The organism is Sulfurimonas sp. HSL3-1, from assembly GCF_039645995.1.
Classification (GTDB): Bacteria; Campylobacterota; Campylobacteria; order Campylobacterales; family Sulfurimonadaceae; genus Thiomicrolovo; species Thiomicrolovo diazotrophicus.
In genome coordinates, this window is sequence record NZ_CP147920.1 from 916,541 (window position 1) to 941,137 (window position 24,597).

General features: G+C 55.7%; 21 protein-coding genes. 5 read left to right on the forward strand and 16 right to left on the reverse strand.

Translation table 11 applies throughout. The features are described from left to right. Positions 1–118 precede the first annotated feature (118 nt). From WCY31_RS04735 to WCY31_RS04805, 15 genes are all read right to left on the reverse strand, one after another. Positions 119–2,059 carry a thioredoxin domain-containing protein gene (locus WCY31_RS04735; RefSeq protein WP_345973383.1) on the reverse strand — a complete coding sequence of 647 codons (1,941 nt, stop codon included), beginning with the start codon at positions 2,057–2,059 and terminating at the stop codon, positions 119–121. A gap of 164 nt (positions 2,060–2,223) precedes the next feature. Beyond that, entirely contained in the window at positions 2,224–2,547 is a 324-nt protein-coding gene (locus WCY31_RS04740; protein WP_345973385.1) for a hypothetical protein, read from the reverse strand. 95 nt (positions 2,548–2,642) lie between these two features. Further along, entirely contained in the window at positions 2,643–3,077 is a 435-nt protein-coding gene (trxC, locus tag WCY31_RS04745) for a thioredoxin TrxC (protein ID WP_345973387.1), read from the reverse strand. Between the two features lie 164 nt (positions 3,078–3,241). Beyond that, the gene (locus WCY31_RS04750; RefSeq protein WP_345973388.1) at positions 3,242–3,727 is read right to left on the reverse strand and encodes a hypothetical protein; all 486 of its coding nucleotides are present in this window, start codon (positions 3,725–3,727) and stop codon (positions 3,242–3,244) included. A gap of 80 nt (positions 3,728–3,807) precedes the next feature. Then, on the reverse strand, positions 3,808–4,656 hold the full coding sequence (locus WCY31_RS04755; RefSeq protein WP_345973389.1) for a hypothetical protein: 849 nt from the start codon (positions 4,654–4,656) through the stop codon (positions 3,808–3,810). A gap of 156 nt (positions 4,657–4,812) precedes the next feature. Then, positions 4,813–5,799 carry an alpha/beta fold hydrolase gene (locus WCY31_RS04760; RefSeq protein WP_345973390.1) on the reverse strand — a complete coding sequence of 329 codons (987 nt, stop codon included), beginning with the start codon at positions 5,797–5,799 and terminating at the stop codon, positions 4,813–4,815. Between the two features lie 333 nt (positions 5,800–6,132). Next, positions 6,133–7,020, reverse strand: coding sequence for a hypothetical protein (locus tag WCY31_RS04765; RefSeq protein WP_345973391.1), 888 nt, complete (start codon positions 7,018–7,020; stop codon positions 6,133–6,135). Between the two features lie 148 nt (positions 7,021–7,168). Continuing rightward, on the reverse strand, positions 7,169–7,669 hold the full coding sequence (locus WCY31_RS04770; protein WP_345973392.1) for a GNAT family N-acetyltransferase: 501 nt from the start codon (positions 7,667–7,669) through the stop codon (positions 7,169–7,171). Between the two features lie 175 nt (positions 7,670–7,844). Next, a complete protein-coding gene (locus WCY31_RS04775; RefSeq protein ID WP_345973393.1) occupies positions 7,845–13,355 on the reverse strand; it encodes a hypothetical protein in 5,511 nt (1,836 codons plus the stop codon). Positions 13,356–13,682: 327 nt separating this feature from the next. After that, entirely contained in the window at positions 13,683–14,093 is a 411-nt protein-coding gene (locus tag WCY31_RS04780; protein WP_345973394.1) for a DUF3995 domain-containing protein, read from the reverse strand. Then, positions 14,090–14,512, reverse strand: a complete 423-nt coding sequence (locus tag WCY31_RS04785; protein ID WP_231020933.1) for an iron chaperone — start codon at positions 14,510–14,512, stop codon at positions 14,090–14,092. Before WCY31_RS04785 ends, WCY31_RS04780 begins: the two co-directional genes overlap by 4 nt. Positions 14,513–14,693: 181 nt before the next feature. Beyond that, on the reverse strand, positions 14,694–16,406 hold the full coding sequence (locus WCY31_RS04790; protein WP_345973756.1) for an efflux RND transporter permease subunit: 1,713 nt from the start codon (positions 16,404–16,406) through the stop codon (positions 14,694–14,696). Then, positions 16,406–18,004: an efflux RND transporter permease subunit gene (locus tag WCY31_RS04795; protein ID WP_345973395.1), complete on the reverse strand. Its 1,599-nt coding sequence runs from the start codon at positions 18,002–18,004 to the stop codon at positions 16,406–16,408. The genes WCY31_RS04790 and WCY31_RS04795 overlap by 1 nt, the downstream gene beginning before the upstream one ends. 9 nt (positions 18,005–18,013) lie before the next feature. Continuing rightward, a complete protein-coding gene (locus WCY31_RS04800; protein ID WP_231020934.1) occupies positions 18,014–18,808 on the reverse strand; it encodes an efflux RND transporter periplasmic adaptor subunit in 795 nt (264 codons plus the stop codon). Continuing rightward, positions 18,805–20,196 (reverse strand): TolC family protein, encoded by a 1,392-nt coding sequence (locus WCY31_RS04805; protein WP_345973396.1) that lies wholly within the window; start codon positions 20,194–20,196, stop codon positions 18,805–18,807. The genes WCY31_RS04800 and WCY31_RS04805 overlap by 4 nt, the downstream gene beginning before the upstream one ends. 278 nt (positions 20,197–20,474) lie before the next feature. On the opposite strand from WCY31_RS04805, the gene WCY31_RS04810 reads away from it, so the two are divergent. Genes WCY31_RS04810 through WCY31_RS04820 form a run of 3 tightly spaced genes read left to right on the forward strand, consistent with a single transcriptional unit; the run spans position 20,475 to position 22,969 of the window. Continuing rightward, positions 20,475–21,071 carry a hypothetical protein gene (locus tag WCY31_RS04810; RefSeq protein ID WP_231020936.1) on the forward strand — a complete coding sequence of 199 codons (597 nt, stop codon included), beginning with the start codon at positions 20,475–20,477 and terminating at the stop codon, positions 21,069–21,071. Further along, on the forward strand, positions 21,068–22,141 hold the full coding sequence (locus WCY31_RS04815) for a hypothetical protein (protein WP_231020937.1): 1,074 nt from the start codon (positions 21,068–21,070) through the stop codon (positions 22,139–22,141). Before WCY31_RS04810 ends, WCY31_RS04815 begins: the two co-directional genes overlap by 4 nt. A gap of 6 nt (positions 22,142–22,147) precedes the next feature. Continuing rightward, the gene (locus WCY31_RS04820) at positions 22,148–22,969 is read left to right on the forward strand and encodes a tyrosine-type recombinase/integrase (RefSeq protein ID WP_231020938.1); all 822 of its coding nucleotides are present in this window, start codon (positions 22,148–22,150) and stop codon (positions 22,967–22,969) included. 27 nt (positions 22,970–22,996) lie between these two features. On the opposite strand, the gene WCY31_RS04825 is transcribed toward WCY31_RS04820, so the two are convergent. Further along, positions 22,997–23,662 (reverse strand): M15 family metallopeptidase, encoded by a 666-nt coding sequence (locus tag WCY31_RS04825; protein ID WP_345973397.1) that lies wholly within the window; start codon positions 23,660–23,662, stop codon positions 22,997–22,999. A gap of 141 nt (positions 23,663–23,803) precedes the next feature. On the opposite strand from WCY31_RS04825, the gene WCY31_RS04830 reads away from it, so the two are divergent. Further along, positions 23,804–24,301 carry a hypothetical protein gene (locus tag WCY31_RS04830; protein ID WP_345973399.1) on the forward strand — a complete coding sequence of 166 codons (498 nt, stop codon included), beginning with the start codon at positions 23,804–23,806 and terminating at the stop codon, positions 24,299–24,301. 104 nt (positions 24,302–24,405) lie between these two features. Next, a complete protein-coding gene (locus WCY31_RS04835) occupies positions 24,406–24,597 on the forward strand; it encodes a hypothetical protein (RefSeq protein WP_345971140.1) in 192 nt (63 codons plus the stop codon).

Genomic DNA, 24,597 nt, shown 5'->3' on the forward strand with positions numbered 1-24,597 from the left:
CGCGGCGTTGAGGCCGTCATTTATTTGAATAGAGCGGTTCATCCACCTGCTCATGCCACGTTTCATCTAAAGGATGGAACGTCCGGAATATGCCTTGACATTTCCGTACGCGGGTCAGTCAGTATGAAAATTTTTCCCGGATGGTGTCGGCGATTTCCACCGGCGTTTTCAACTGTGCGAAACAGCTCTGTGTCCCGCAGAGCATGTAATTTTTGTTATGGGTGGCTTTGACGCGAACGTAGGGGTAGGTAACCTCGGCCAGGGAAGGGGCGGCGTCCGCCAGTTTGTCGGCATTGGCTTTGACAAGCAGGTCTTCGAAGCGGTAGCGGATCGCCTGGTTGAAGAGGTGGGGGTAGCTGATGGGCGCTTTCGCCAGGTTGGCGGAGTAGAACTGCAGGGTTGTGAAGGCGAATTGCCGGTAGCTGTCATCCTGGAGAATGCCGAGGCTCAGCAGCAGATCGACGATCACGCCGATGGAACCGGGGTAGAGCGCGTCTGCCGGGTCCGCCTCCGTCGTGAACGCCCCGCGGCTCAAATACCAGCGTCTGTTCTCATAGAAGATATCCAGCGCATGGTCGGCCATCCGCTGCGCCTGCATGAGCCAGACGTTGTCATAAGTCGCTTCATACGCTTTGATAAACGCGGTGCCGAGGTAGGCGTAATCTTCCAAAAAGGCGCCGACCTTCGGGGTGCTGTGAATGAGGCCCGAGTGAAAGAGCGCTCCCTGGGGCATCACAAAATCCATAAGCGCCTCCAGCGCATCGACGGCCTTTTGCGTGTAGATGGGGTCGGATTTCCCCAGCTCAAAGAGGCCGCGGATCATCATCGCGCTCCACGAGGTCTGGACTTTGCGGTCGATAAAGGGGTATTCGCGCGCTTCTCTCAGGGAGAGGAACACGTCCCGCACGGCATCGAACCACTCCGGTCGGTCAGCGGGCGACTCGAGCCAGACGATGTTGCGGCCCATGAAGTTGCCCTCTGGCGTCACATGCAAGGTGGCGAGGATCGTTTCCGTATCGTCCGCACTGAACCCGTGTTCGAGCAGTGCGGTTTTGGCCGTGTCGTAGTCAAACGTGTAGTAGATGCCCTGCTTGCCTTCGGTGTCGGCATCGCTGGCGGAGTAGAAGAGGCCGTCTTCTTGCATTTTCCCGGTCATAAAGTCGGCGACCTCTTTGGCAATGAGGGTATAGCTCGCGTCATTCAACATACGTCCGGCACGGGCATAAAGCTCGCAGTGCAACCCGTTGTCGAAGGTCATCTTCTCAAAACGTGGCACCAGCCAATCTACATCGGTACTGTAGCGGCAGAAGCCGCCGTCGATGAGGTCGTACATGCCGCCCCGGTGCATCGCCGATAGGGTCTGCGTCAACATCTTCTCGGCATCGGGATTGTTTTGCAGCAGCGAGATGTCCAGCAGCGCGTTGAGGGTGTAGATCTGAGGGAATTTCAGATCATTCGAAAAGCCGCCGCTGTTCGGCTCGAAAATGCGCAGCGCCTGTTTGACGAAGCGCTGGGTCAAAGTGGCATTGAGCTGTTTTACCTCGACGGCTTGCGAGGCGGGTTTGTCCAGATAGGCCTGGATCTCGTCAGCGCTTTTGAACAGGCTCTCATCTTTTTGCGCCACTTTGGTCGCAATGAGTTTAGAGAGCTCCGTGAAACCGATCTTCTCTCCGCGGGAGTCCGGCGTGATGTAGGTACCGGCAAAGATGGGCCGGTTGTCCGGCGTGCAGAAGACGGAAGTGGGCCATCCGCTCGGTTTGCGGTTCAACAGGTGGTGGACCTCCTGGTAATATTTGTCGATATCCGGGCGCTCTTCACGATCAACTTTGATGCAGATATAGTGTTCGTTCAGGATCGCGGCGATTGTTTCATTGCTGAACACGTCGTGCTCCATGGCGTGGCACCAGTGGCAGGTGCTGTAGCCTATAGAGATGAAAATAGGGCGTGCTTCCGTACGGGCGCGTTCGAACGCTTCGTCGCACCAGGGATACCAGTCTATGGGGTTGTCTTTGTGTTGCTGCAGATAGGGGGAGTCTTCGAGTTCAAGTCTGTTGGGCATGGGCTTCCGATCTGTTTTGGGAAAGGACTTTAACAAACGAGTTTATGTTTGTGTCGCGCGTATTGCGTATTGAGCGATAGTCCTTTACTTTTGTGCGATGTGCAAGTTCCGCTCTTTTGGTCTTAACGCCCTTTTTTTGATTCGACTACATATGTGTAAGACAATCATGCGTGCGATAAGTGATGTGTTTCTATGATCTCGGTAAATGCCGCTTGGAGCACTGCTTCGTCCGGGAGCTCACCGCGCGCTGCTTTGCCCCGAAGATCGTAGAGCTCAAAAAGACGTGCAACATCTTCTTGTTTTAATTCGAAGCCTTTTGCTTCGATTGACCGCAGAAGTCCTTCGCTGACAGCAATTTGGTGTTCTTTATTTGCCACTGTCCACGCTTCACCCATGTACCAGTAGACAACCATGTCAGTGACCGGATAATGTCCTTTTTTGATGTAGGTGTAGTCGTTAAAATATCGTTCCAGTCTATCCAATTGCATCAGCATCCTCCTGGCTCACATAACAGGAGGTGTGCAAAAGTCAGTCTATGCGTTAGAAAAAGGGCAAAAATAGGGACAAGCCTGACGGCATGATATTAGACGATGTACTTCCCGGTCCACTTGTGGATCTCTTCCACGCTCATCGCCCTGCTTCTGCGGTTGATCTCATACCCGTTTTTAAAGAGAATGAGTGTCGGGACGGAGCGGATGTTATAACGTGATGCAAGTAAATTTTGCACATCGGTATCGACTTTGAGGAAACGGGCCTTCATCGGCAGGGCTGTGGCCGCCTCTTCGAATGCCGGGGCCATCGTGCGGCAGGGACCGCACCAGGGCGCCCAGAAATCGACTACTACCACGATGTCGCTGTTCCAGATATGTTTGATAAATGCCGCTTCGTCCACGCCGACCGGTTTCGTCTCCAGCAGCGAAGCCCTGCAGTGAGTGCAGTCGGCTTCGCTGTAGTGCTCCTGTATAGGAATGGTGTTGATCTCGCCGCAATGGGGACAGACCATTTTTTGTGTATCCATGACGTTATGCCTTCTGTGTCTCGATTTCTTTCTGCTTCTCCCTTGCAAGTTTCAAACTATGAAAGATGAAACAGTACATCTGGGATTGCCAAGGCTTTGTCTTTGAATACGCGTGTAATAAAGTTCGACTTCTGAACATAGCGTCCAGGTGCGATAGGATCGGGCTAAGGTTCAAAAGGAGCCAACAAATTACCCTTGGGGCAATTTATTGGCTCCTCTGATTTGTTAGGGCTATGTTCGAATATATTTAAGTGGACATGGTAAATGTCATTATTTAATTCTAGTACTGGCTCATATTCCCGTACCAAGTAAGGCTTGTGGGATATTTCCAAATTAAAGTTGTCCAGCCATTGTATAGTTGGTCTTTCATGCACTTGTGAATGCCAAACTTGCCAACGATTTCCCAATTTATCGGTGCCTTTTTGAGCTTGGAGAGTCAAATAATAGATAGGGAATGTATTTGTTTCAGTAGAAATACCCCGTTCAAGAACAGCAATTACAATTCCATTGGGGCTAGGGTGTTTGCTGACAACTGACACGTCAAGATCCTTCTTGACTTTTCCTGCCAATATCAAGTATATACTCATTCCAAGTAAAGAGACAACTCCGATCAGTGCCAAAATATTTTTGGTAAATCTCCATGCTTGCATGTGCATTCTAACGCTTGTACACACCAATAAGAAACCTGCGTGAAGGTTTCTTATTGGTGGTGCCGTGATTGGTTAGATCTTTAACGTTCATCGAAGCTCACCCATACATATTTTTCTAATACAGTTTGAACAGATTTTATATCCACTTTTTTTCCTGCCTGAATTGTGCCGACAACCTTCCCAGAGTTTTCTTCGAGGATAGGTATTTTGGTACTTGATATAACTTTATTTTTGAATGAAACTTGAAGGCCTTTCATGACTGGTACTTTTGTTTTTATTTCTCTAGTTTCATATCGGATAGATGGGGGCTGCTCTCGAACTAAAACAGCTTTTGTAGCTAATGCTGATTGGTTTGCCGTAGGTAACGTATCTACGTCTTTATGTTCTAAATTGAAATTTTTACTAGACCATACCCACTCACCATTTTCATTTTTCCCCCCTTCTCCGTAAAGAGCAAATCCATGTAGCTTTGGAGTCTCACTTATGACTTTGAAGTTTTTATGCTTGTTGGTCTTGATTTGTTTCAATAGTAAGTTGAACTTTTCTTCGTAAGCCGCTGAAACTTCGGCAATTTTTTGATCCATTTTTGCATTGGCCTGAGACCGGGCTTCTACCATCAGTTCTTCAAGTCTAGCATCAACTTGTGTTTCTACGTCTCTCTGCAATTCAGGAATGACGCTTTTAGCAATAGCTTCGGCAACCTTCGTGCCCCCAATATCGACAATTTCCTTGTAACTTTGGTAGCCTATGGCACCTAAGAGTAATGCAACAAAAAGACTAAAATATTTAGCAGTAGTAGATAGCTTCTCTTTTGCAGCTAGATAGACTCGTTGTGCTAGAACATTTTCTACCTCAGGTAAAATCTGGTCAATTTTTGTTTCAATTGATTTGAGGCGAACATCTATTTTTGATGTATTTTTTTCATCCATAAAAACTCTCCTTATTAAACCAAACGTTTAAAATAAGCAATCAAAAGGTCGTCCGCGGGTTTTTGATTGGGTTTCTCTATTGTTCTTATCTACCAATAAACAGATTCAAAAACATGTAAGAATCACAAGAAATTTTTTGTCCGTATTTAGAACTTGCTATGTATTTATAGGCTTTAGTACTAATTCACCATTCTCTACAGTTCGAGTTGGAATCTTATGTCGATCTATATCTCCTGAAATGGTTGAAGCTAAATCTTGAGCAAACGTAGTATCACCAATATGCCATGAGTGGGGAAAACTTCCATAATAATCTATACCTTGGGTGAGTGCATCTTCATCAAGTTGATAAAAGTATGGCCCACAATTAACATTAACAGCTTTTTCAGACGCGTCGTTTGGTAAACCAACCCGACCTACTCTAGGAGCCAGCCCAATTCGTTTTGTATTGGAGAGCTTTAATACAGAGTCATACGGATTTTGGTAGTTCGTTAAGCGCACACAATGGCGGTACAGAGATTTTGATTTACTATCATTTTTATTCAAGGAACGACTGGATATATCTCCGCCAATAAATGCAATCTGGCTTACTGTCCAAGGACGATTCTTTATTGAAGTTTTTTCATCTGCATCTGCAAAAGCGTGTCGGATGACATAAGCACCTGTTGAATGTCCAAGTAAATGCACATTTATTTCACATCCTGCTAGCTGCTGTGATGAAAATAGACTGATACAGTCATCCCTTAACCTCCTAGCAGTGTCCTTCGCATCATCACGATCTTCTAAATAATTCAAGCCTGATTGTGCACTTGGCCAATCGTAACTAATCACAGCACCTTGATAGCCTGCACTTCTTAAGTCTTCAGCAAGTTTTCTATGTCTTTTAAGGACTATTTCTTGACTATTGTTGTAGCCGTGAATAAATACTAAGATGTCACCGGTGGGATTTCCTGAAAATTCATTTTTCCCAGTTTCTGCCTGTGCCAGTACTGTAGAAACCCATTCACGACGTGCAATAGCGTGAGATGGTATTGGATATTCATTACTTGGTACTTTTAGAAACATAGTAGGACCAGGCTCATTACCAAAAATTTGAGCACCGTTTAAGGTTTTCTTATTTCGAACACAAACAATAAAGTCATACATTACAATCTCCTTTATGTAAATTAATAACTATTTTTTTGTTGCTAATAATGTCATCTTGCTGGAATGCCTATTGTTGTCAAGAACCCTTGTGTGTTAGACCAGTGGGTTTTTGATCGCAATTTTAAACAAATTGAAATATATCTTTCAATACTATTATTTTTTTCTTAAAATAATTTTATTTAATGAATCTTTGTATTTTGAGAGATGGACAATTTGTCTATCTCTCAATTAGAAGTATGCATATTTAACACTATGTCTTGTGTATTGGAGGATGGCTAATTTGTCAAAGAAGAAGCTTCGAAGCTCTCGCGACACAAAAGGCGTTTAGTACGTCTATTGGAGTATTGAGAGAAATGCCTGTTTATACAGATTTTTGAGAGTGGTATTGAGCCCGTTGGCATTAAACATGACGAGTTCGCGGTAGTAGCGTTGCAGCCGTTCGGTTGCGAGGACGGAGCTGCCGCCTTTGAGGATCATGCCGGTGGTGACTATGCGCTGGACGAGTTCAAAAAGTTCGACGCGGAGTGTGTCGAGTTCCGCGCCGTCTTTCGAGTCGAGGAAGGCGTCTTTCACCGTTTCCAGAGCCGCTTTGGCTTTGCGCCGGACCTCCTCGTCCTCCAGGGCATCCACGGCGCCGAGGCCGATGCCGTAGAGGGCATAGTGGATCGTTTTGGAGACGGATTTGTTCTTTGTGTAGGTGCCGAGGGGGTGTGAAGCAACGATGTGTTCCTGCGGCACTTCGTACTCGTCCAGGACGATATCGACGGTATGCATTGCGTTGCCGACGAACGTTTCGGTCGGGGTGCCCAGGGTGAAGCCCTTGCGGGGTTCGAAGGGGATCATTGCCTGCAGCTCCCGCCCTTCGCAGTGGAAACCGACGACGAGGGTGTCAAAGATGCCGTAGCCGCTGGCCCATGTCAGGCGGCCGCTCAGGCGGTAGGTGCCGTCCTGCTTCGTGGCGGAAACCACCGTAACAGGGGCGCGCAGGTGGTTGATGGCGATCCCGCAGCGTCTGTTCAGGTAGGTTTCCATCAGCGCAAAACGGTTGGCGTGCATGATCTTGTTCGCCGCGAGGATCTGGATGGCCAGAAAGGCGAGGCTGCCGGAGCGGGGGGCAAGCGTGGTGAAGAGGCGGAATTTCATCTCATCGTGCAACTCGGGGGAGTAGCGGTGAAAGGCAAAGACGCCCGCATCATAGATAAGGTCGAAGGCGCTTTTCAACGCGGCCGTTTCGCTGTCAAGACGGTAGAGCGGCAGGGTGTCGAGCTGTGCCGCCGTCGCGTCGAGCTGTCGGGCGTAATGGGTCTCGTCGTATGGAAGAATGGCGGACTCCTTGGGCGGCCGAGGGCCGAGAAATGGTGTTGGCGGTCTAGGCCTCTTCGGCGGGATCGATCTTTTTGTAGGCGATGACGCGGAAAGGCTCGAAGCCCAGCTTTTCCCAGGTTGCCTGCGCGGCGAGGTTCGACGCCATATAGCTCAGTTCAATGATGTCAATGGCCATGGAGCCGAACCAGGCCTGAAGCTGTTCGTACATCCGCACGCAGTGGTCCGCCCGCCGAAAACGCGCATCGACATAACAGAGCCCGATCCAGCCGACGAGTCCCAGCCCGGAAGCACTGAGGTGCGACGGGGCGATTTTGCCCATGATGCAGCCGATCTCCTCCCGGGCGTTTTGCAGGATGAAGGTCCGCGCTTTGCGTTCGTCGAGGTACTCCAGCAGGTACGTCTCCATCTCCTCGACGCTCAGCGCACCGAACCCCTTGCAGTAGGGGTCTTTTCCCTGTGCCATCAGATAAAGAAAGGTCTTGTGGAGTGCTTCCGTGAGGAAGGGCAGGTCCTCTTCCGTCGCCCGGCGCAGTTCGATAGCCATAGCACCCCTTTGGTTCGTCTGCAGGTATTTTACTCTGTCGGCGGTTCAAATACACTGTGCACACGGCGCTCTAATACCCCGGAAGCCCGGGGATTCGGCCGGTCTGCAGGGAGTGTAAGTGGGATGTAAGTATGAATTGGTGAATCGATGAGGTGTGCTGTCAGCACACCCCGGGTCAGGTGAATGCCGGCGGCACGGGGAAACGTGCATCCATGCGCCCCTGGTTGGTGGCCAGCAGGCCGGCGAGGGAGGCGATGCCGTGGTCGATGAAGTCGATCGGATCGAGGGGGCTCGTGTGCGCGGTGTCTTCAAAACCGGTCAATTCGGTAAACGTCAGGTCGATGCCCTGGTTCATGATGTCGCCCGGGATTTTCGGCGCATTGTGGCCGCTGGGGATATCAAAGGCCAAGAGGCTGTGAATGATTTCGTGCGACATGATGCTCCCGAGCAGGCGGCCCAGCAACGTGGTGGCAAAGCTTTCCAGGTCCGCCGTCATGGTTTGGTTCTGGATCTGGATGAGCAGCGCCTGGACTTCGATGCTGATCTCGTGCGAGTTTGAATCGTCCAGTGCTCCCGGGTAGATGTCGATGGTCTCGTTGAGAACGGCAGCGCCTGCCGGTGTATGGGTGACCCCCGGTGTCCCGGCATAGATTGCCGGCGGTTCGTTGTGAATCTTCAGCGTCGTCACATGGTTCGCGGGAAGATGGGCGGGCACTGTCTCGCTGAACGGGCCGACGCGCCAGATCGTGCGGACGTTCGACGTTTTCAGCAGATAGTCGCACACCTCTTTCGCCTCCTGCAGTACCTCGTTCTTCTTGGCGTCCAGTTTGAACTGCGCAAGGAAGTCGTCAAAGGGCGTCGGCGACGCAATGGCATCTTCGTCGATGGTGACAAACTGGGGAATGCAGAGCGTCAGTTTCTGGCTGGCCACGGCGCTCCCCGCGCTGTCGCGGACGCTAAAGTCAAGCTCCTGCAGCCCCGGCTTCTTGCCGCGAACGATGGTCCGCAGGCTGTTCTGCGCGTCGATGTCCATTGCATCGACATCGGGGCGCGTCCAGCGGTGCGAGCCGCCTGAAGGGGCGTTGTTGATCTGTGCTGCGACTTCAATGACGCCGCTTTTATCATCCCTGGAGGGGAAGAACGCCCTTGAATCGGGACTGCTCTGCGGGGTCGGTAAAACGATCGCCGTCTTTGTCGAAAATTCCAATTCGGCCGCCGCGTCCTGGGGGCGGGCATCCACTTCGATCTGCTCGCCCGACGGACGGTTGACCTTGACAGAAGCTTTGTTGTCCCCGGCGCTCTTCGCCAGATCCTTGACCTCGTCCACCGTCGTGCCCTCTGCCTCTTTCTTTGTCGGTTCACCGACCATGGAGCTGAGCGCGCTGTAGGAGAGGCCGTTCGCCTGCGTATCGGAGATCTGGTTTTTCTTCTTGGCGTCGTCGATGGTCTGCAGGGTTTTGCCGATATCTTTTTTCATTGCCGTCTGTTTTTTCAGATCCGCCGCCATACCCGCCAGGTCGGTAACGCTTTTCGAGGTGGTCTCGAGGGCTTTGATGGCGTTGGCCTGGGTGCCGGCGAGACCGGTCATGTCTTTGAAGGCGTCGCTCTTGCCCAGCAGTTCGAAGGCGGCGCCCAGTCCGGTCGGGTCCGGGGCGTTCGGCGCGGTCTGCATATTGATGATGCTCGACGGGAGATCCTTGACCTGCAGACTGCCCACATCCGACTGGCGGCTGGCGGTGGAGACAGGGGAGATCGGTGTCGGCGTCGTTCCGCACGGCTCGTCCTTGAAGCGCCAGTGCCGCGTATCGTCGATCGGTTCGCAGCTGTTGCATTTGCCCATGACGGATTCGGCGTAGACGCCTTTGGTCGGAACGCTGATGCGGAACGGGTCGGGTTTCGTCGCGGTCTTGTAATGGCCGATCAGGTCCTCGACATTCCTGAAGACGGGGTCGAGCCTCTCCCCCGGGACGACCTTGAGCACCAGGTTGTTCCCGACGACGCCCATCACTTTGTTCTCGACGACGCTGGCAACGCTCTTGTTGCCGGAGTTGGGGGCGATGTAGCCGTCGAGCAGGCCGAAGAGGCGGCTGGCATCCAGGCTCGTCCAGATGACCTTGTGCGACAGTTCCAGATGTTCGTTCAGGTGGCTGACCAGCGCCGCGGCAGCTTTGCGGTCCTCTTTGCGCGGGTCTCTCAGTTCCCTGTCCGTCAGCGGTGTATAGAGCAGCGCGGCATCGGTCACCACTTCAATCGTGGGGTCGAACCAGACGCCGCTGACCTTGACGATGTTGATGATGTCGTTGTTGACGCGGCCGTTTCGGACGATGTAGCTGCTCATGTGGTTGGTCCGGTAGTGCAGATAGGCCGTACGCAGAATGATCTTTGACGAGGCGTGCACGGTCGTATTGGCCCGGAAACGGAGGTGCTGGATCTGGCGGCGCGTCACGGTCGGGATCTCCTTGCTGGCGATGTTCACCTGCAGCGCGACCCCTTTGCGGTAGTTCGACATCAGGGTGTAGTCCAGGTCCAGACGCACGTCGTTGCCGTTCTCGTCGATCCCGTAGATGTCGATGGTATCGATGAATTTGCGGACGATCTCCGGTGCGTAGTCCGCTTCGAAAATGGCGTCTTTTTCCGCTTCGGTCAGCGGGACCTCTTTGTCGTAGGTGAATTTCAGGACGTAGGGGTACCAGAGGAACCACTCCTTGAGCTCAACGGTCTCCGTGATGGTCTTCGTCTGCTCCTCGATCTGGCTGATATAGGGGCGTTTCAGTTCGAAGGAGATGGAGAAGTGGCCCGAAAAGTTCTGAATAATCTCGTCGGCATAACTCCCCTCCGGCAGGTCGGAGTCGGCGTAGCTGTTCGCCATGCGTTCGATGGCGTCGAATCCGCGGCGCAGCTGCGTACCGTAGACCGCTCTGCGGAGCGTGTCTTTCCAGCGCAGGATCTTCGCGTGGTCGAAATCCGACATCGGCAGGGGAACGAAGAGGCACTCCTGCACATCCGCAAGCTCCTGTTCGATGGCGTAGTGCTTCAGCACTTCGAAATACTCCACGGTCATGGCGTGGCAGTGGTTGTTGTTTTTGACGACCTCGGTCTGTACGGTCATCGTCTCGTTCTGGCCGACGGTCTGCACGACCGTACTGCGCTGGCTGCGGAGCGACGAGGCCGACTGGGAGATGTTGTCCTGCAGACGGTTCAGCGTGCTGCCGGAGAGGTTCCTGGCCGAATCCTGGTTGGCCGTCGAGCGCGACGAGGCGCCGGAGTGGGAGACCCCGCCGAAGAGGCCGCCGATTCCCCCGACGATCCCGCCGCCTATGCCTGCGCTCGTGCTGCTGGTCTTGTTGGTGGAGCTGGCGCTGATGTTCTCCTGGAAACTCGAATTGATGATTTCACTGATGTCTCTGTCGCGGGAGAGGTCCGCCGTGAGCGACTCGGCGACCGTTTGCGCCTCCGTGCGTGATGCACGCTCCTCACGGTCCCAGTCGATGATGGCGATCTGTTTCTCCTGGCAGGGGGCCAGCGGCAGGCTGTAGAGCAGGTCGCCGAGGGAGTAGCCGTCCGCTTTCCACTTCTGCTTGAAATGGAGGATATGCCCGTGGGCGATCGTCGTGTTCTCGTACACCGTCGGCGTCTCGTCCCAGTCGATGCTCGTCTCCACGGTCAGCTCCCTGCGGCCGGGATGGTTCAGAATGTAGGCCGCTTCCAGCGCCTCGATCCGGGTGATGGCCGCGTAGATCTGCCGCTTGAGGGTAGAGAGGGCGCTCTTGGTGCTGTGGTAGTGTTCGACAAAATAGTCATCCTCTAGGGAGATCAGGAGGTTGGAGCCCGTCGTATAGAAGGTGTGGAAACGTTCCAGCAGGCTGAGGAAGGCGGAGATGCTGGTCACGTAGGTATCGTAATTGTCGCGGATCGAGAGAATTTCGCCCAGGGTGAAGACCGTCTTGTTGCGGAGGGTCTCCTTGATCTGCTCGAACTGCTGCATGATGCAGAGGATCCCCATCGTATCGGTTTCGCGGGTGGGGCAGGGTTCGAAGGTATAGAACCCCTTCTGGTCCACTTCGGCCAGCTCGGAGACGAGGCGCCTGAAGTAGCCGAGCAGCTCCTCCTGGTCCTGGGACTCCTTGGTCTGGGTATCGATGCTCCCGATCAGTTTTTCGGCGCGTTTTTGCATGACGGTGATCAGACCCGCGTCAACGAAGGGGTGTTTGACCAGCGCCTGGAAATCTTTGATGTAGTCGCGTATCTGGTTGGGGAGGGCGTTCCCGGCGAACAGGGTGCTGTTTTCCGCGTCGGCGTAGGTTTTGATGTGCCCCAGCAGGGAGGAGACCGTGGCGCGGTTCAGCGCGTCTTCGGAGGCGAGGGATTCGCAGTATGTCTCCGCTTCCCGGGCCCCTTTTTTGCCGCAGTACGCGGCTGCGAGTTCGCGGTGAAGCTCCTGCAGCGCCGTTTTGCGGCGCGCCTGTTCGGCGAGGATTTTCAGCAGGGCGCTGAAATCCAGTTTGAATGAGGTCAGGTTCGCGGAACTGAATTTAAGCTGCCCGACGGCGGTCTCCATCTTCAGGTGATAGACGGGTACGGTGGTGAACTGGGCCGTGCCGCTGCTGAAAGAGCGCATCATGACCGGCTCCGCCACGGCGGCGGGCTGCTCCGTCGTCATCGCCTGCGCCGTCTTCTCGTCGTCGACCGTATAGGCGTTCAGGGAGAGCGTCTTCATGGAACTGTTCATGCGGCTGAAGACGCCGAAAAGTGTCTCCGAAATGTCGAGCAGCTCCGTTTTGAGCTTTTTGCTCTCTTTTGCGGTGATCGTCAGCCCTCTGATCTCGGGCTCGGTCGTCCGGACGGTATGGTAGAAACTGTACTCCTCGAGGGTGCGGTTCGGGATCGTAAAGTCGACGCATTTGCCTCCAAGGTCCTGGGAGAAGGAGGGGTTGCCGATCATTTCGGCCGTCTCCGGAAGCGTCGGAGTGCTTCCGGTGTCTCCGACGCCTTCGGGAAGTAAAGAGAGGTCGGCGACGAGCAGGATGTTCTTGGGGATGATCTGCTTGTTCTCCTGCGTCGAGAGGGTGACGGGAATAGGGGTCTCCTCCAGGCCGGCGACGATGCCGTACGCCTGGGCATAGTCCTCGCTGCCGACACGGGCGAAGAAACTCCCGTCCTTGTTGGTCCAGACCGAAAAGAGCGGATGGAAGCCTTCGCTCCCCGGGTCGGCGTCAGGGTCCGTCGTCACCATGAGGACGACGGAGAGACCCGCAGCGCTGCGCTCGCCGGAAATGTCCACCAGCATGCCCGAAACGAGCCGGGAGTCGTCCGTGATAGGATTGGAGTCGCCGAAGGTGATGACCTTGGGGTCGACACCGATTTCCATCGGCTGCGTGTCATCTTCGGCGCTTGCGTCCGTATTGGACGCGTTGAGGCTGCCGTAACTGTAGATCTGCGAGCCGAGCAGTTCGCCGTCGGGCGCGTAGACTTCTACGGTGACGGATTGGCTGGCCAGCAGCTCCTGTTGGGGCAGGAAGAAACGGAAAGCGCCGTTGGGCTGGACATCGACACGGTCTTTGCTGTAGGTCGAATGGCCGCCGATCTCCTGAATATAGCTTACCTTCAGAAAGTGTCCAAGGTATTGGTCTGTGACGTCGGTGTCATCTGTCGGTTTCAAGATGCCGTTGATACTTACTCTGCTCATGCCGTATCCTTTAGAGTGAACAGTCGGGGGAATCTGACGCTGGTTCAGATAGGGGTTGACGGTTGCTTCCGCGTTTCAGAAAAATTCTTTTTTGTCGACATCCCAATAGCGCGTCAAAAAAACAGTGCATCGCCGGCAGGCATCTATCAAAACGGTACAAAAAAGCAGACACGATCAAGTTAACAGTAAAAAACTTAAATAACAATTATTTAACTTAAAATAGATTTTTTTCGTTTTCTCGGGGGATGGCAACGCCGACGGAATGCGGACCGTTCCGCGTCGTTCGGGAGAGGTGGCGGGTCGTTTCTCTTTCGGGCGCGGAGTGGGTTATGCGCGGGAGGAGAGCAGGGCAAAGAGCATGCCCAGAGAGAGACAGAGAGGAGAAAAGTATTTTGTGTCGTACGCCGCAAAATCCGTGGCGTTGATTTTTTTAAAAAATCCAACGGCATTGAAGTCGCCGACAGCCCGCAGAATGAACAGTATTGAGAGTACCCAGCCTGCAGTGAGAAGCGGTTTTGCAGGGGAGGCATCGACGTAAAGCGCGTAGGCCACAAAGGCACACCCGAACAACAAAAGCGCGACGGCAAAGGTGAGGAGGCGGCCGGGGTTGAGAAGGCGTTTGCCGTCCTTCGTCGGCAGCGCCCTGTTCAGGCCTGCTTCCCCGCCAAAGGCCCAGTAGATATGGAACAGAGCCGTTACGATCAGAAGCGTGATGGCGGCAAGGACGATAAGCGTCATTTTGGTTTTTTCGGCGCGTTGGGTTTCTGCTTCATAACCCGGATGCTGGCCTTCACCAGCTTTTCGACCAGCGCCTTCGGTATGGCTTTGTCTACCGGGAAACTGATGATGGATTTGGTCGTCGCGTAATTTTCAAGCTCCTCTTGATGCTCTTCAAGCACCGGAGGCCGCACATGCAAGCGGACATGGGGACGCTTGTAGCTGAACCAGGCGAACATGCCATGATAGTCATACCCCTCATAAAGATAACCGGGCATTTCAAAGTAACTGACGGTTTCCGTGGCATCCGGCGCGGCGGCCTCTATAATGCCGCGGATCTCGTGTAAACGATCGCGTACCTCCTGCGGGTATTTTTCGATGTATGCGTCAACGCCTCCGGGGACGATCTCGGGGGATCTGCTATTTGCCTTTCGTGCCATAGGGCACCTCCAAACGTCTGGGTAAAGTGCTGTTGGCACTGAGGCGTGCCAACACCTGTTCTGATGGTTCCATCATAATCAAATAGTTCAAACCGGCCAAGAGCGATGAGAAAAAGCAGACGTGGAAAGGCGTGGCATCAAAAGCCCGGGGGCTTTTGGGCGGCGGGTGCGATATTGAGGCTTACGGCTCGTAGACGGAGACGGCTTTGCGCTCTTTGAACCCGAAGTGGCGCTCGAGGTCGGCGTTGTGCAGCAGCACCGGTACGACCATCAACGACGCGACGACGGCGGCGATGGTGCCGAAAATGAGTGCGACGCCCAAGCCGCCGAAAACGGCATCGCTGGCGAGCAGCGTCGAGGCGAGGATGATCGCCGTCGCCGTCAGGAAGATCGGCTTGGCGCGGGTGGCAGCGGCATAGGCGAGCGCTTCGGTTTTATGCATCCCTTTTTCACTCATCAGCGACTTGGTGAAGTCGATGAGCAGCAGCGAGTTGCGCGAGCTGATCCCGATCAGGGCGATGAAGCCGATCAGCGACGTCGCCGTCAGGAAGAAGGTGTCGGCGCTGAAGAGGTCCATAATGAAGTGACCCACGATGACCCCGATGATGGAGAGGAAGCTTCCCAGAAGGACAATGCCGCTGAGCGTAAAGCTCTTGTAGTAGACGACCATCAGCAAGAATATGAGCACGAGCGCGGCGATGAAGGCCCCGCCCAGGTCCCGGAAGGTGTCAAGGGTAACTTCCATCTCGCCGTCCCAGTGAAGCTCGTAATGGCTCCCCGTATTTTTGTCGGTGAGGGAGAGGTCGAAGAGGCCGCTCTTCTCGATGTCGTACTGCTCGGAGAGGGTGTCGAGGATCATATGGCGCGCGTCCATCAGCGGGTAGACCTGGGAGACCATGTCCGTTTCGGCCACGACGTTGACCATCTGGTGCAGGTCCTTGCTCATGATCATCGGGTTGGCGCGGGTCGGGATGATGTCGACGACCTCGGTCAGCGGCACGAGCAGGCCGTTGCTATTCATCAGGCGCAGCCCGGAAAGCTTCTGTTCGAGGGCGCGTTTGTCCTTGCGGCTGAAGACCTTCGATTCCGGGCTCAGGGTCAGGAAGATCGGGATCTGTTCGTTGATCGTTTCGCTGTTCTTGACGGCGATGTCCATCCCCTCGAACGCGAGGTAGATGATGTCGTTGACCTGCTTGATGGAGAGGCCCGAACGGGTGATCTTCGTGCTGTTGACCTTGAGGTCGAAACGGTCGTAGAGCTCGTCGGCCATGACGTCGATGTCGACGAGACCCGCCGTCTGGTGGAAGATGGCGGCGACTTTGCCGGCAAGCTCGCGGATACCCGCGGCGTCGCGTCCGTAGATCTCGGCGACAATGGCGGCCAGGGTCGGCGGTCCCGCCGGCGGTTCGACGAACTTGATGTTCGTGCCTACTACGATGGGCTGGCACGCCTCCTGGATCACCGGGCGGATGCGCTGGACCATCATGTAGGAGGGCTCGCCGCGGTCATGCTTCTTGGTCAGGTTGACGACGATCTCGGAGACGTTCTCCGAATTTTTAAAGTGGCTTCCCTTGATGAGGCCCGCGAAGTCAAGAGGCGAACCCATGCCGAGGAAGGTCTCCGTGTCGAGCACCTCCTGCTCCTGCTGGATATAAGAGGTGACGCACTGGCTGACGGCGTCGGTCTGGCGGATGGAGGAGCCGTTGGGCAGGTCGACGTAGATACTGAAGGTGTCGTTGTTCTTGCCCGGAAGCATCTTCGCCTTGACGATCTCGGTCGGTGCGATCATCAGCACGGAGAGGATGAAGGCAACGAGTGTCGCGATCAGGATTATCTTCTTCTGGGCTCTGCTCTGCAGTAGCGCCGTAATGAAGCTTTCGAACTTCTGGAAGATCATTTATGGCCTCCTTCATGTTTCGCATGGTCGGGACGGTGCATCATCCGCTTGGCGAAGTAGGGGGTAAAGATATAGGCGACGAAGAGCGACGCGATCAGCGCCACCGGAACGTTGGCCGGAATAGGTTTCATAAACTGGCCCATCATGCCGCCGACAAAGGCCATCGGGACCATGGTGAGGATGATGGCGAAGGTGGCGATGTTCGTCGGGGGCCCGATCTCGTCGGTCGCTTCGACGAGCAGGTCGTCTTTGGGCATGTCCGCCGACTCCACCGAGTGGAAGTGCCGGTGGATGTTCTCGATGACGATGATCGCCGCATCCACGAGGAGCCCCAGTGAGAGCAGGAAGGCAAAGAGGGTGATCCGGTTGATCGTCTGCCCGGTGATATAGGCGATAAAGAGAGTGATCGCCAGGATGGCCGGGACGGTAAAGGTGACGATGAGCGATTCGCGCCAGCCCAGGACAAAGACGAGCAGAATCGCGATGATGACGATGGAGATGATGAGGTGGAAGACCAGCTCGTTGACCGCTTCATTGGCGCGCTCGCCGTCGTTGCGGGTGATGGAGTATTTGATGCCCGCCTTTTCGAGCATAGGCTTGAAGTTTTCAAGGGCCTCTTTAACCTCGTCGGCGATGACAACGGCATTGGTGCCTTTGAGTTTGGAGATCGTCAGGGTGACCTGCTCCTGCGCGGGGGTGAAGGTGTCGCCGTCGCGGGCGCTGATAGCGGCGGAACGGAAGTTCTGGATGTCGTAGCCGTCTTCGACCTTGGCGACGTCACGGAGGTGAATGGGCGCCCCCATGTACTGGGCGACGATGATGTCCTCGACATCCCGGACGCTTTCGATGGCGTTCTTGATGCCCATGATGACGATCTCACCCTCTGTGGTACGGTTCTTGACGGCCGGCACGTTGTAGGCGAGGGCCTGGACCGCCTGGGTGATCTGCTCCAGCGAGAGGTTGTAGCCGGAGAGTTTGTTCAGGTCGACGAGGATGTTGTACTGGTGCTTATGCCCCCCTTTGAGCGCCGTGACGGCGACGTTGGGCAGGCCGTTGATGGCGTGCTGGAGGTTCTTGACCGCATCGTAGAGCCGGGTGTCGTCCATCTTGGAGGGATCCTTGGCGTAGAAGGCCACGGAGACGATGGGGATGTCGACGTCGATGTCGAGGGGTTTGATGACCGGCTGCATCGCGTTTTCGGGGAAGATGTCGGCGTTCTGCATGATCTTGTCGTAGACCTTCAGATTCGAATCCTCTTTCTCCTCGCCGATGTAGAAAGCGGCGTTGACGATGCCGACGTTGTCCATGGCCATCCCCATGATGTGCTCGATGCCGAGCACCTCTTTCATCTTGCGCTCCAGCGGACGGACGATGACGTTTTCGACCTCTTTGGCCGTGGCGCCGGGCAGGGCGATGATGACGGTCGAACCGCTGACGACCATCTGGGGGTTCTCTTCGCGGGGCATGATCATCAGCGAGAGGTAGCCGATGGCAAGCAGCGTGATCCCCAGGATCATCGTCAGCGGGCTGTTGATGAAGTAGCGGGCAAGCTTACCCGCGTAATCCTTGGGCGTATAGGGTTTGTGTGCGTGCATCTGCGCTCCTTACGGGATCGTGACCGTGGCGTACATGCCCGGGTAGATCGGGGCCTTTGAGCTCGTTTTGAAGGCGACCTTGACGCGGAAGGTGTGCGTCATCGGGTTGGAACTCGGGATGATGGCGCTGACGGTGCCCGTCGTCAGCAGCCCGACAGAGGGAACCTCGACGGCGACCTTGGTACCGTAGGGGACTTTGGAAAGGTCGCTCTCAGCAACCTCGATGGCGATCTTGAGGTCGCTGAGGTCCGCCAGGACGAAAGCGGGCATCCCCGGCATCGCCATCTCGCCGACTTTGATGTTCTTGGCGATGATGACGCCGTCGTTGGGCGCTTTGATGCGGAGGTAGTTGTACTGGTTGTAGACTTCGGAGAGCTGTGCCTTCGCCTGCGCGACCTGCTTTTTGCTGATGTCGACCATGTCTTCCATGTTCTTGGCGGCCAGTTCGAGGTTCTCGACCTCGTACTGGCTGACCATGTTTTTCTCCAGCAGGCGTTTGTAGCGGGCCAGGTTGAGCCGGACGTTGCTCAGCTGGTTCTGGTTCATCTGCAGGGCGAGTTCGGCCTGGGAGATGCCCAGTTCGACCCGCGCTTTGGCGCTGTCGACCTCTTTGGAGTCGATACGGTAGAGCAGCTGCCCCTTTTTGACGCGTTCGCCCTCGGAGGCGCCGACCTCGGTGACAAAGCCCATGTAGCGGCTGGTGATCATCTTCTGGTTATCCGAGATGACGCTCCCGGCGACGGTGAGGCCGTCGGCGGCGAGCGCGGCCGCGGCTAGCATAAAAGAGAGAAGCAGTTTTTTCATTGTGTGACTCCGTTGGCAAGTTTTTCAAGGGCGAACACCCGTTCGGTCCGTTTGTTTTTGACTTCCAGCAGGGCAAGGACCTTCTCAAGCTGCTGGGACTGTTTGATAACGACGTCGCTCATGGAAGCGAGCTGCTCGCGGTAGCGCGCCTCGTAGCTGGTGTAGATCTCCTTGGCGAGGGCCAGCTCTTTGGAGAGGGCGTCGATTTCGTAGTCAAGCGATTTGATCTCGGTATGGATCTTGTCGACCTGCAGCGCGATCCCTTTTTTCGCCAGGTCGATCTGCGTCTTGGTCTTGAGGGTCTCGATGCGGGCCTCTTCGTATGCGGCGTAGTCGCTGCCGCCGGCGAAGAGGTTCCACTTGAGCTGGACGCCGACGGTGTAAGAGCCTTTGTCGGCGGCATAATGCTCGAAACTGTCGGCGGCGGTCTGGACATCGGCCTGGAAGCCGACCATCGGCAGGTAGTCAGAAAGGGCGACGTCCTGCATGCTTTCGCGGATCTGCAGACCCGTTTTGGCCCGCTGAACGTCGATGTTGGCGGCGATGACGTCCGCCGTCTCTAGCGGCGGCAACGGGACGTCGGAATCGGGAAGGGCAATGGTGCTGACGGGCTGGTCGAGGAGGAAGCTGAGGTAGTGGTAGAGCAGCTTTTCGTTCGCTTCCATCTGGTGGATGGAGCGCGCCACGTTGGACTTTTTCGCCTGGACTTCAAGCAGGTCCGTCTGTTTGGCATACCCCTCCTGGATCATTGACTGCGTCATCGCTTCGAGGGTGCCGATGTTGTCGTAGATCGTTTTCAGGTTCGAGAGCGCCTCATCAAGCAGGCGCATGTCGTAGTAGGCCTTGCGGGTCTCGTAGATCTTTTCATTGAGCAGTTTTGTTCTGTCGAGGCGTTTGAGGCGTTCCATCCCCTCGGCCGCTTCGACATAAGCGCTGATCTTGCCGCCGACATAAAGGGGCAGGGTGTACTGCAGTTTGCTCTGGAAGAAGTTGCGGTCGCCTGGGTAGTTCAGCGCTTCCGGCGGCTGGGTATAGAGGGCATCGCAGGCCGTCAGGTCGCCGCCCTGACAGGCGGCGGAATTGGCCATGAACTCTGCAGCGCCGAAATCGCCGAAATTCGCTTCGCGGCCGGTCAGTTTGAAGCCGAAGACATTGCCCGCATCATCGGAGCGGGAGATGTTCTGGATAAAATCCAGAGAGCCCCAGTGCTGCCCCCCGGCCTGTGAAGCACGTTCACGCGCACTCTGCACGTCATAGGTTGCCGCTTTGATCTCGAGGTTTTGGGCCTTCAGCAGGTCGATGGCCTCGTCCAGGGCCAGGGCGCCGTTTTGGGCCGTCGCAGCGCCGAGGCTGAGTGCCGTTGCGCAGAGCAGGGTCGCCAGTTTCATGATTGCTCTCTCCTTGTGTTGTTGCGAATGTTACAAAAAAGTTATAAAAATTATGAGGATGAATTATACACCATACGATCTTAATCAATGTAAACACGCCAGCACGCCCCGGCACGGTTTTTTCATTAAGAGCATAGGAAAATCTTATCACAATATTCACAAGCTTTCCACTGAATAGGGGTGTTTACATGCCCGTTACCACATTTTTACCCTATTTAAGCTACACTTGCAGCATCTTACGGAAACGCCCCTGTAGGCGGTGTATCAGAGGAGTACGGGTGAGTCTCAAAGAGAATATCTCGATGGTTAAGGAAGAGCTGAGCACGGAGGAACAGTTCTTCGAACAGGCAGTCAAGACCGAACGGTTCGTCAAAAAGTACAAGAAACCGCTGATCGCGGCGGTAGCGGCGGTGGCCCTCGCCGTCGTCGGCACGGCGGCGTATGACGCCTATGACGCTTCCAAACGCGACGCGGCAAATGCCGCCTACCTGACCCTGCAGTCCGACCCGACCAATGCGGCGGCAAAAGAGACGCTCAAGGCGAACGCGCCGCAGCTTTTTGACGCATGGAAAATGTCCGTGGCGATCAAAAGCGGCGACGTCAAAGTCCTCCAGGCGCTGACGTCGTCCCCGGCGTCCGAAGTTGCCGACGTCAGCAGCTACGAAGCAGCGGCGATCGCCAAAGACGCCAAAGCGCTGGGCAGCTACAGCTACCGCCAGGGCGGTGTTTACAAAGAGATGGCCCTGATCGACGAAGCCGTGCTCCTGATGCAGGAGGGCAAAACGGATGAGGCGCACCGCCGTCTGCAGATGATCGGGGAGCAGTCCCCGCTCGCACCACTGGCGGAAGCGCTTTCGCACTACGGCGTGAAATGATCAAGCAGGCTTCTCTCTTCCTCGTCGGCGCACTGCTGGCCTTTTCGGGCTGCAGCAACAAAGAGTACTATACGCCGGAGCAGACCGTCAACGACTGGCCGGTCTGCAAAACACCGAACCATTCGGCAGAAGCCATTGTCGGCGAACGTCCGAAGGTGGAGCAGATCCCGACCTGGCCGACCTGTCAGCGCACCGGGGTCTACCTGGTCTCCAAAGGGGCGCAGGGCGCCGTGGGACGCCAAGGCATGGTCGTCGAAAAAAGCGGCGTCAGCGGCTTCAAGATCCCCGACGGGGAGCGTTTCCTCGGCCAGAGCGGCGGATGGTTCCTCTCGACGGGAATAGACGGGAACGTGACGCTGCGGCGCAGTGAGACGAATGAAACGAAACGGCTGGCACTGGAAAAGACGGTCGCCGCCGCCGCGGTGGAGGGGGACTACCTCGCCGTACTCTTTTCCAGCAACGATATCGGGATCTACCGCCTCTCCACGGGCAAGAGCTACTACAAGCTGCCGGGAACGCCGGCGACGGCAGTGGATGTCCGCATCTCCAATCCCTACTTCCTCGGGAACCTTGTCGTTTTCCCGACGCTTGACGGCCGCCTGGTCGTCGTCAACTACGAGGAGAAGGAGCTTCTGCGCTCGACGGTGGTCAGCACAGAAACCTATTTCGACAACGTCTTCTATTTCAAAGTCATCGGTGACACGATGGTGGCGGCTACCCCGAACCGTCTTTTCAGCCTGAGTGACAAAGAGCGGCGTGAGAAGCTCGACCTCCGCGACGTCGTCTTCGATGCCTCGGGGATCTGGGCGGCAACGAAAGAGGGGGAAGTGCTCCACCTCACCCCGGCACTGCAGCCGGTGGCCAAGCAGAAGTTCCCTTTTGCGCATTTTCTCGGGATGATCGTGGGCAAAGAGAAGCTCTACCTGCTCGAGAAAGAGGGCTACCTGATCGTCATGGATAAAGCGATGACGCAGACGGAGGTCTACAATATCGCCCTGGACGACGGGATCAACTTTACCGGGGAGAAAGCCTTCTACGTGCGCGACAAGATCATTACCGTCGAAGAGTAGCGCGGCGTGTCCGGTCCGCTCGAAGCCTTTATCGAATACATCACCGTTACAAAGGCCCTGAGCAAGCGGACGGTCGAGGCGTACCGCTCGGACCTCGAACAGCTCGAGCGTGCGGCAGAGCGTCCGCTGCTCTCCTTGGAGACCGCCGACGTGCTGAAACTGCTCGGCGGGATCGCGAACAAACGCACCCTCAACCGCAAACTCTCCTCGCTCAACGCCTTTTTCGCCTTTTGTCATTCGCGCCGCTTTACGGCGGAGTCGGAACGCTTCGCCCTCGCCAAGATTCCCAAACTGCTGCCGAAGTTCCTCAGTTTCGATGCGATCGAACGGGGTGTGTCAGCGATCGGGACGGAAAAATGGACCGACCTCCGGGACCGGGCGCTGATCATGTTCCTCTATGCGACGGGGGTGCGCATCAGCGAAGCGCTCGCCGTCGAGCGGAGCGATTTCGAGGGGGAGTGGCTTCGGGTACGGCACGGCAAGGGGGAGAAAGAGCGTCTCGTCCCCGTCGCCGAGGCTGCACGGCGTATGATCGAGCGCTATCTCGACGCGGTGCCCTTTGAGCGCAACCAGCTCTGGCTGAACCACCGGGGGCGGGTGCTTAGCCGCGTCTCCGCGTACAAGATCACCCAAAAATACCTCGGGATCTCTCCGCATGTCCTGCGCCACTCCTACGCGACGGCGCTGATCATCGGCGGAGCGGACCTGCGGGTCGTCCAGGAGCTGCTGGGGCACGCCTCGCTGCTGACGACGCAGGTCTATACCCATGTGCAGAAGCAGAACCTCAAAGAGACCGTACAGCGCTACCACCCCTACAGCAACGGCTAAAGGTCAAGCCGACCCCCCGCGGATGTCTCAACGGACGGGGAAATCGAAATAGCGGTCGGGATAGGGCTCGCTTTCCAGCGTAAAGTGCCACCACTCCTCCCGCAACGGCCGGAAACCGGCGCGCGTCATGATGCGCTGCAACAGCAGACGGTTCGCGCGCTGCTGCGCCGTGACCGCCATACTGTCGGGCCACGACTCGGGTCCGAAGAAATCGAAGCCCGTTCCCATGTCCAGCTCCTGACCGCTTTCCCGGTCGACCAGTGTCAGGTCGACCGTGCTGCCGCGCGAGTGCCCCGACCGCGCCGCAATATACCCCGCTTTGAAGAGCACGCTTTTGTCGACACGGGGGTAGTAGGCAGCCTTCATCTTCGTATCGTCGAGATCCTTCGCCCAGCGTACGAAATGATCGACGGCGCGCTGGGGACGGTAGGCATCGAAGACCTTGAGGCCGAGTCCGAAGGGCGCGAGGGCGGCTTCCGCCTGCTTCAACGCCGCCGCCGCCGGACGTGTCAGGTAGCAGCGCGGCGCTTCGTAGCCGTCAACGGGCCGACCGACAAAGTTGTTGCTGCCGAAATAGCGCGCCTCGATGCGGAGGGAGGGAACGGCTGCTTTGAGATCGACGAAGTCGGGCGGTACCGCTTCGGCGGCGGCACCGAGGCAAAACAGCAGCAGGGAGAAAAGGAGTGAACGCATCGCAAAAACCTTTTTCGGGGCATTATAGCACTCCGGGAAAGATCGGCATGTTTTAATCATAAATTCTAATATCAAAAATATGTGATTTCCTAAGAACGCTGGGCATAAAATGAAAGAGAGCTTTTGCATGAAGGAGACGTGATGAAGTGGATAAAAAACGGAAGCTTTCGGGGCGCGGTCTGCTGTGCTGCTCTGCTGCTGACAGGGCTCGCCCTTGTGGCATCGGAGAAGACCGACATGTTGGAACAGGGGCGTTACGTCGCGGTGATGATGGGGTGCAACGACTGCCATACGCCGAATTATCTGATGCGCGAGGGGAACGTCCCCGAGAAGCTCTGGCTGACGGGGAGTGCATTTGGATGGCGCGGTTCCTGGGGGACGACCTACCCGACGAACCTGCGCAACCGGCTGAGCCAGATGACGGAGGATAAGTGGGTGGCGTTCGCAAAAAACCTCAAAGCGCGTCCCCCCATGCCCTGGTTCAACCTTAACCAGATGAAAGAGCGGGATTTACGGGCTTTTTACCGCTATGTACGGCATCTGGGGGCGGCCGGAAGCGAGGCCCCGGCATACGTTCCGCCGAGTGCGGAACCGCATCCCCCCTACGCGACATTCCCGCCGCCGCCTCCCGCACAATAGGAGTGAATAATTTTTGGAAAGAAATATGCATTATCCCTTGCGGAAAATTATCGGGAATACGTTCTGTCTACCCGGTTCCGAAATTCAAATGCAAGAGGGTCGTAATGTCTCAGAAAGTGCAAGTCAAAATCGAAGGTCTCCCGGAGGGAGCTATCAGTGCCGAAACAATGCAGAAAAAGATCATGAAGAACATCGTTGCCGAGATCAAATCTGCCAATATGGACGGGCTGAACCCCTTCGACCTCGATATTGACGCAGGTCTGGATGTCGCCGTTGAGATGACGCCGGGCGCCTGA

Excerpts from the sequence above, each read along its gene's own strand:
- WCY31_RS04735 (WP_345973383.1), bottom strand. The coding sequence starts at position 2,059 with ATGCCCAACAGACTTGAACTCGAAGACTCCCCCTATCTGCAGCAACAC.
- WCY31_RS04740 (WP_345973385.1), bottom strand. The coding sequence starts at position 2,547 with ATGCAATTGGATAGACTGGAACGATATTTTAACGACTACACCTACATC.
- trxC (WP_345973387.1), bottom strand. The coding sequence starts at position 3,077 with ATGGATACACAAAAAATGGTCTGTCCCCATTGCGGCGAGATCAACACC.
- WCY31_RS04750 (WP_345973388.1), bottom strand. The coding sequence starts at position 3,727 with ATGCAAGCATGGAGATTTACCAAAAATATTTTGGCACTGATCGGAGTT.
- WCY31_RS04755 (WP_345973389.1), bottom strand. The coding sequence starts at position 4,656 with ATGGATGAAAAAAATACATCAAAAATAGATGTTCGCCTCAAATCAATT.
- WCY31_RS04760 (WP_345973390.1), bottom strand. The coding sequence starts at position 5,799 with ATGTATGACTTTATTGTTTGTGTTCGAAATAAGAAAACCTTAAACGGT.
- WCY31_RS04770 (WP_345973392.1), bottom strand. The coding sequence starts at position 7,669 with ATGGCTATCGAACTGCGCCGGGCGACGGAAGAGGACCTGCCCTTCCTC.
- WCY31_RS04775 (WP_345973393.1), bottom strand. The coding sequence starts at position 13,355 with ATGAGCAGAGTAAGTATCAACGGCATCTTGAAACCGACAGATGACACC.
- WCY31_RS04780 (WP_345973394.1), bottom strand. The coding sequence starts at position 14,093 with ATGACGCTTATCGTCCTTGCCGCCATCACGCTTCTGATCGTAACGGCT.
- WCY31_RS04785 (WP_231020933.1), bottom strand. The coding sequence starts at position 14,512 with ATGGCACGAAAGGCAAATAGCAGATCCCCCGAGATCGTCCCCGGAGGC.
- WCY31_RS04795 (WP_345973395.1), bottom strand. The coding sequence starts at position 18,004 with ATGCACGCACACAAACCCTATACGCCCAAGGATTACGCGGGTAAGCTT.
- WCY31_RS04800 (WP_231020934.1), bottom strand. The coding sequence starts at position 18,808 with ATGAAAAAACTGCTTCTCTCTTTTATGCTAGCCGCGGCCGCGCTCGCC.
- WCY31_RS04805 (WP_345973396.1), bottom strand. The coding sequence starts at position 20,196 with ATGAAACTGGCGACCCTGCTCTGCGCAACGGCACTCAGCCTCGGCGCT.
- WCY31_RS04815 (WP_231020937.1), top strand. The coding sequence starts at position 21,068 with ATGATCAAGCAGGCTTCTCTCTTCCTCGTCGGCGCACTGCTGGCCTTT.
- WCY31_RS04825 (WP_345973397.1), bottom strand. The coding sequence starts at position 23,662 with ATGCGTTCACTCCTTTTCTCCCTGCTGCTGTTTTGCCTCGGTGCCGCC.
- WCY31_RS04830 (WP_345973399.1), top strand. The coding sequence starts at position 23,804 with ATGAAGTGGATAAAAAACGGAAGCTTTCGGGGCGCGGTCTGCTGTGCT.
- WCY31_RS04835 (WP_345971140.1), top strand. The coding sequence starts at position 24,406 with ATGTCTCAGAAAGTGCAAGTCAAAATCGAAGGTCTCCCGGAGGGAGCT.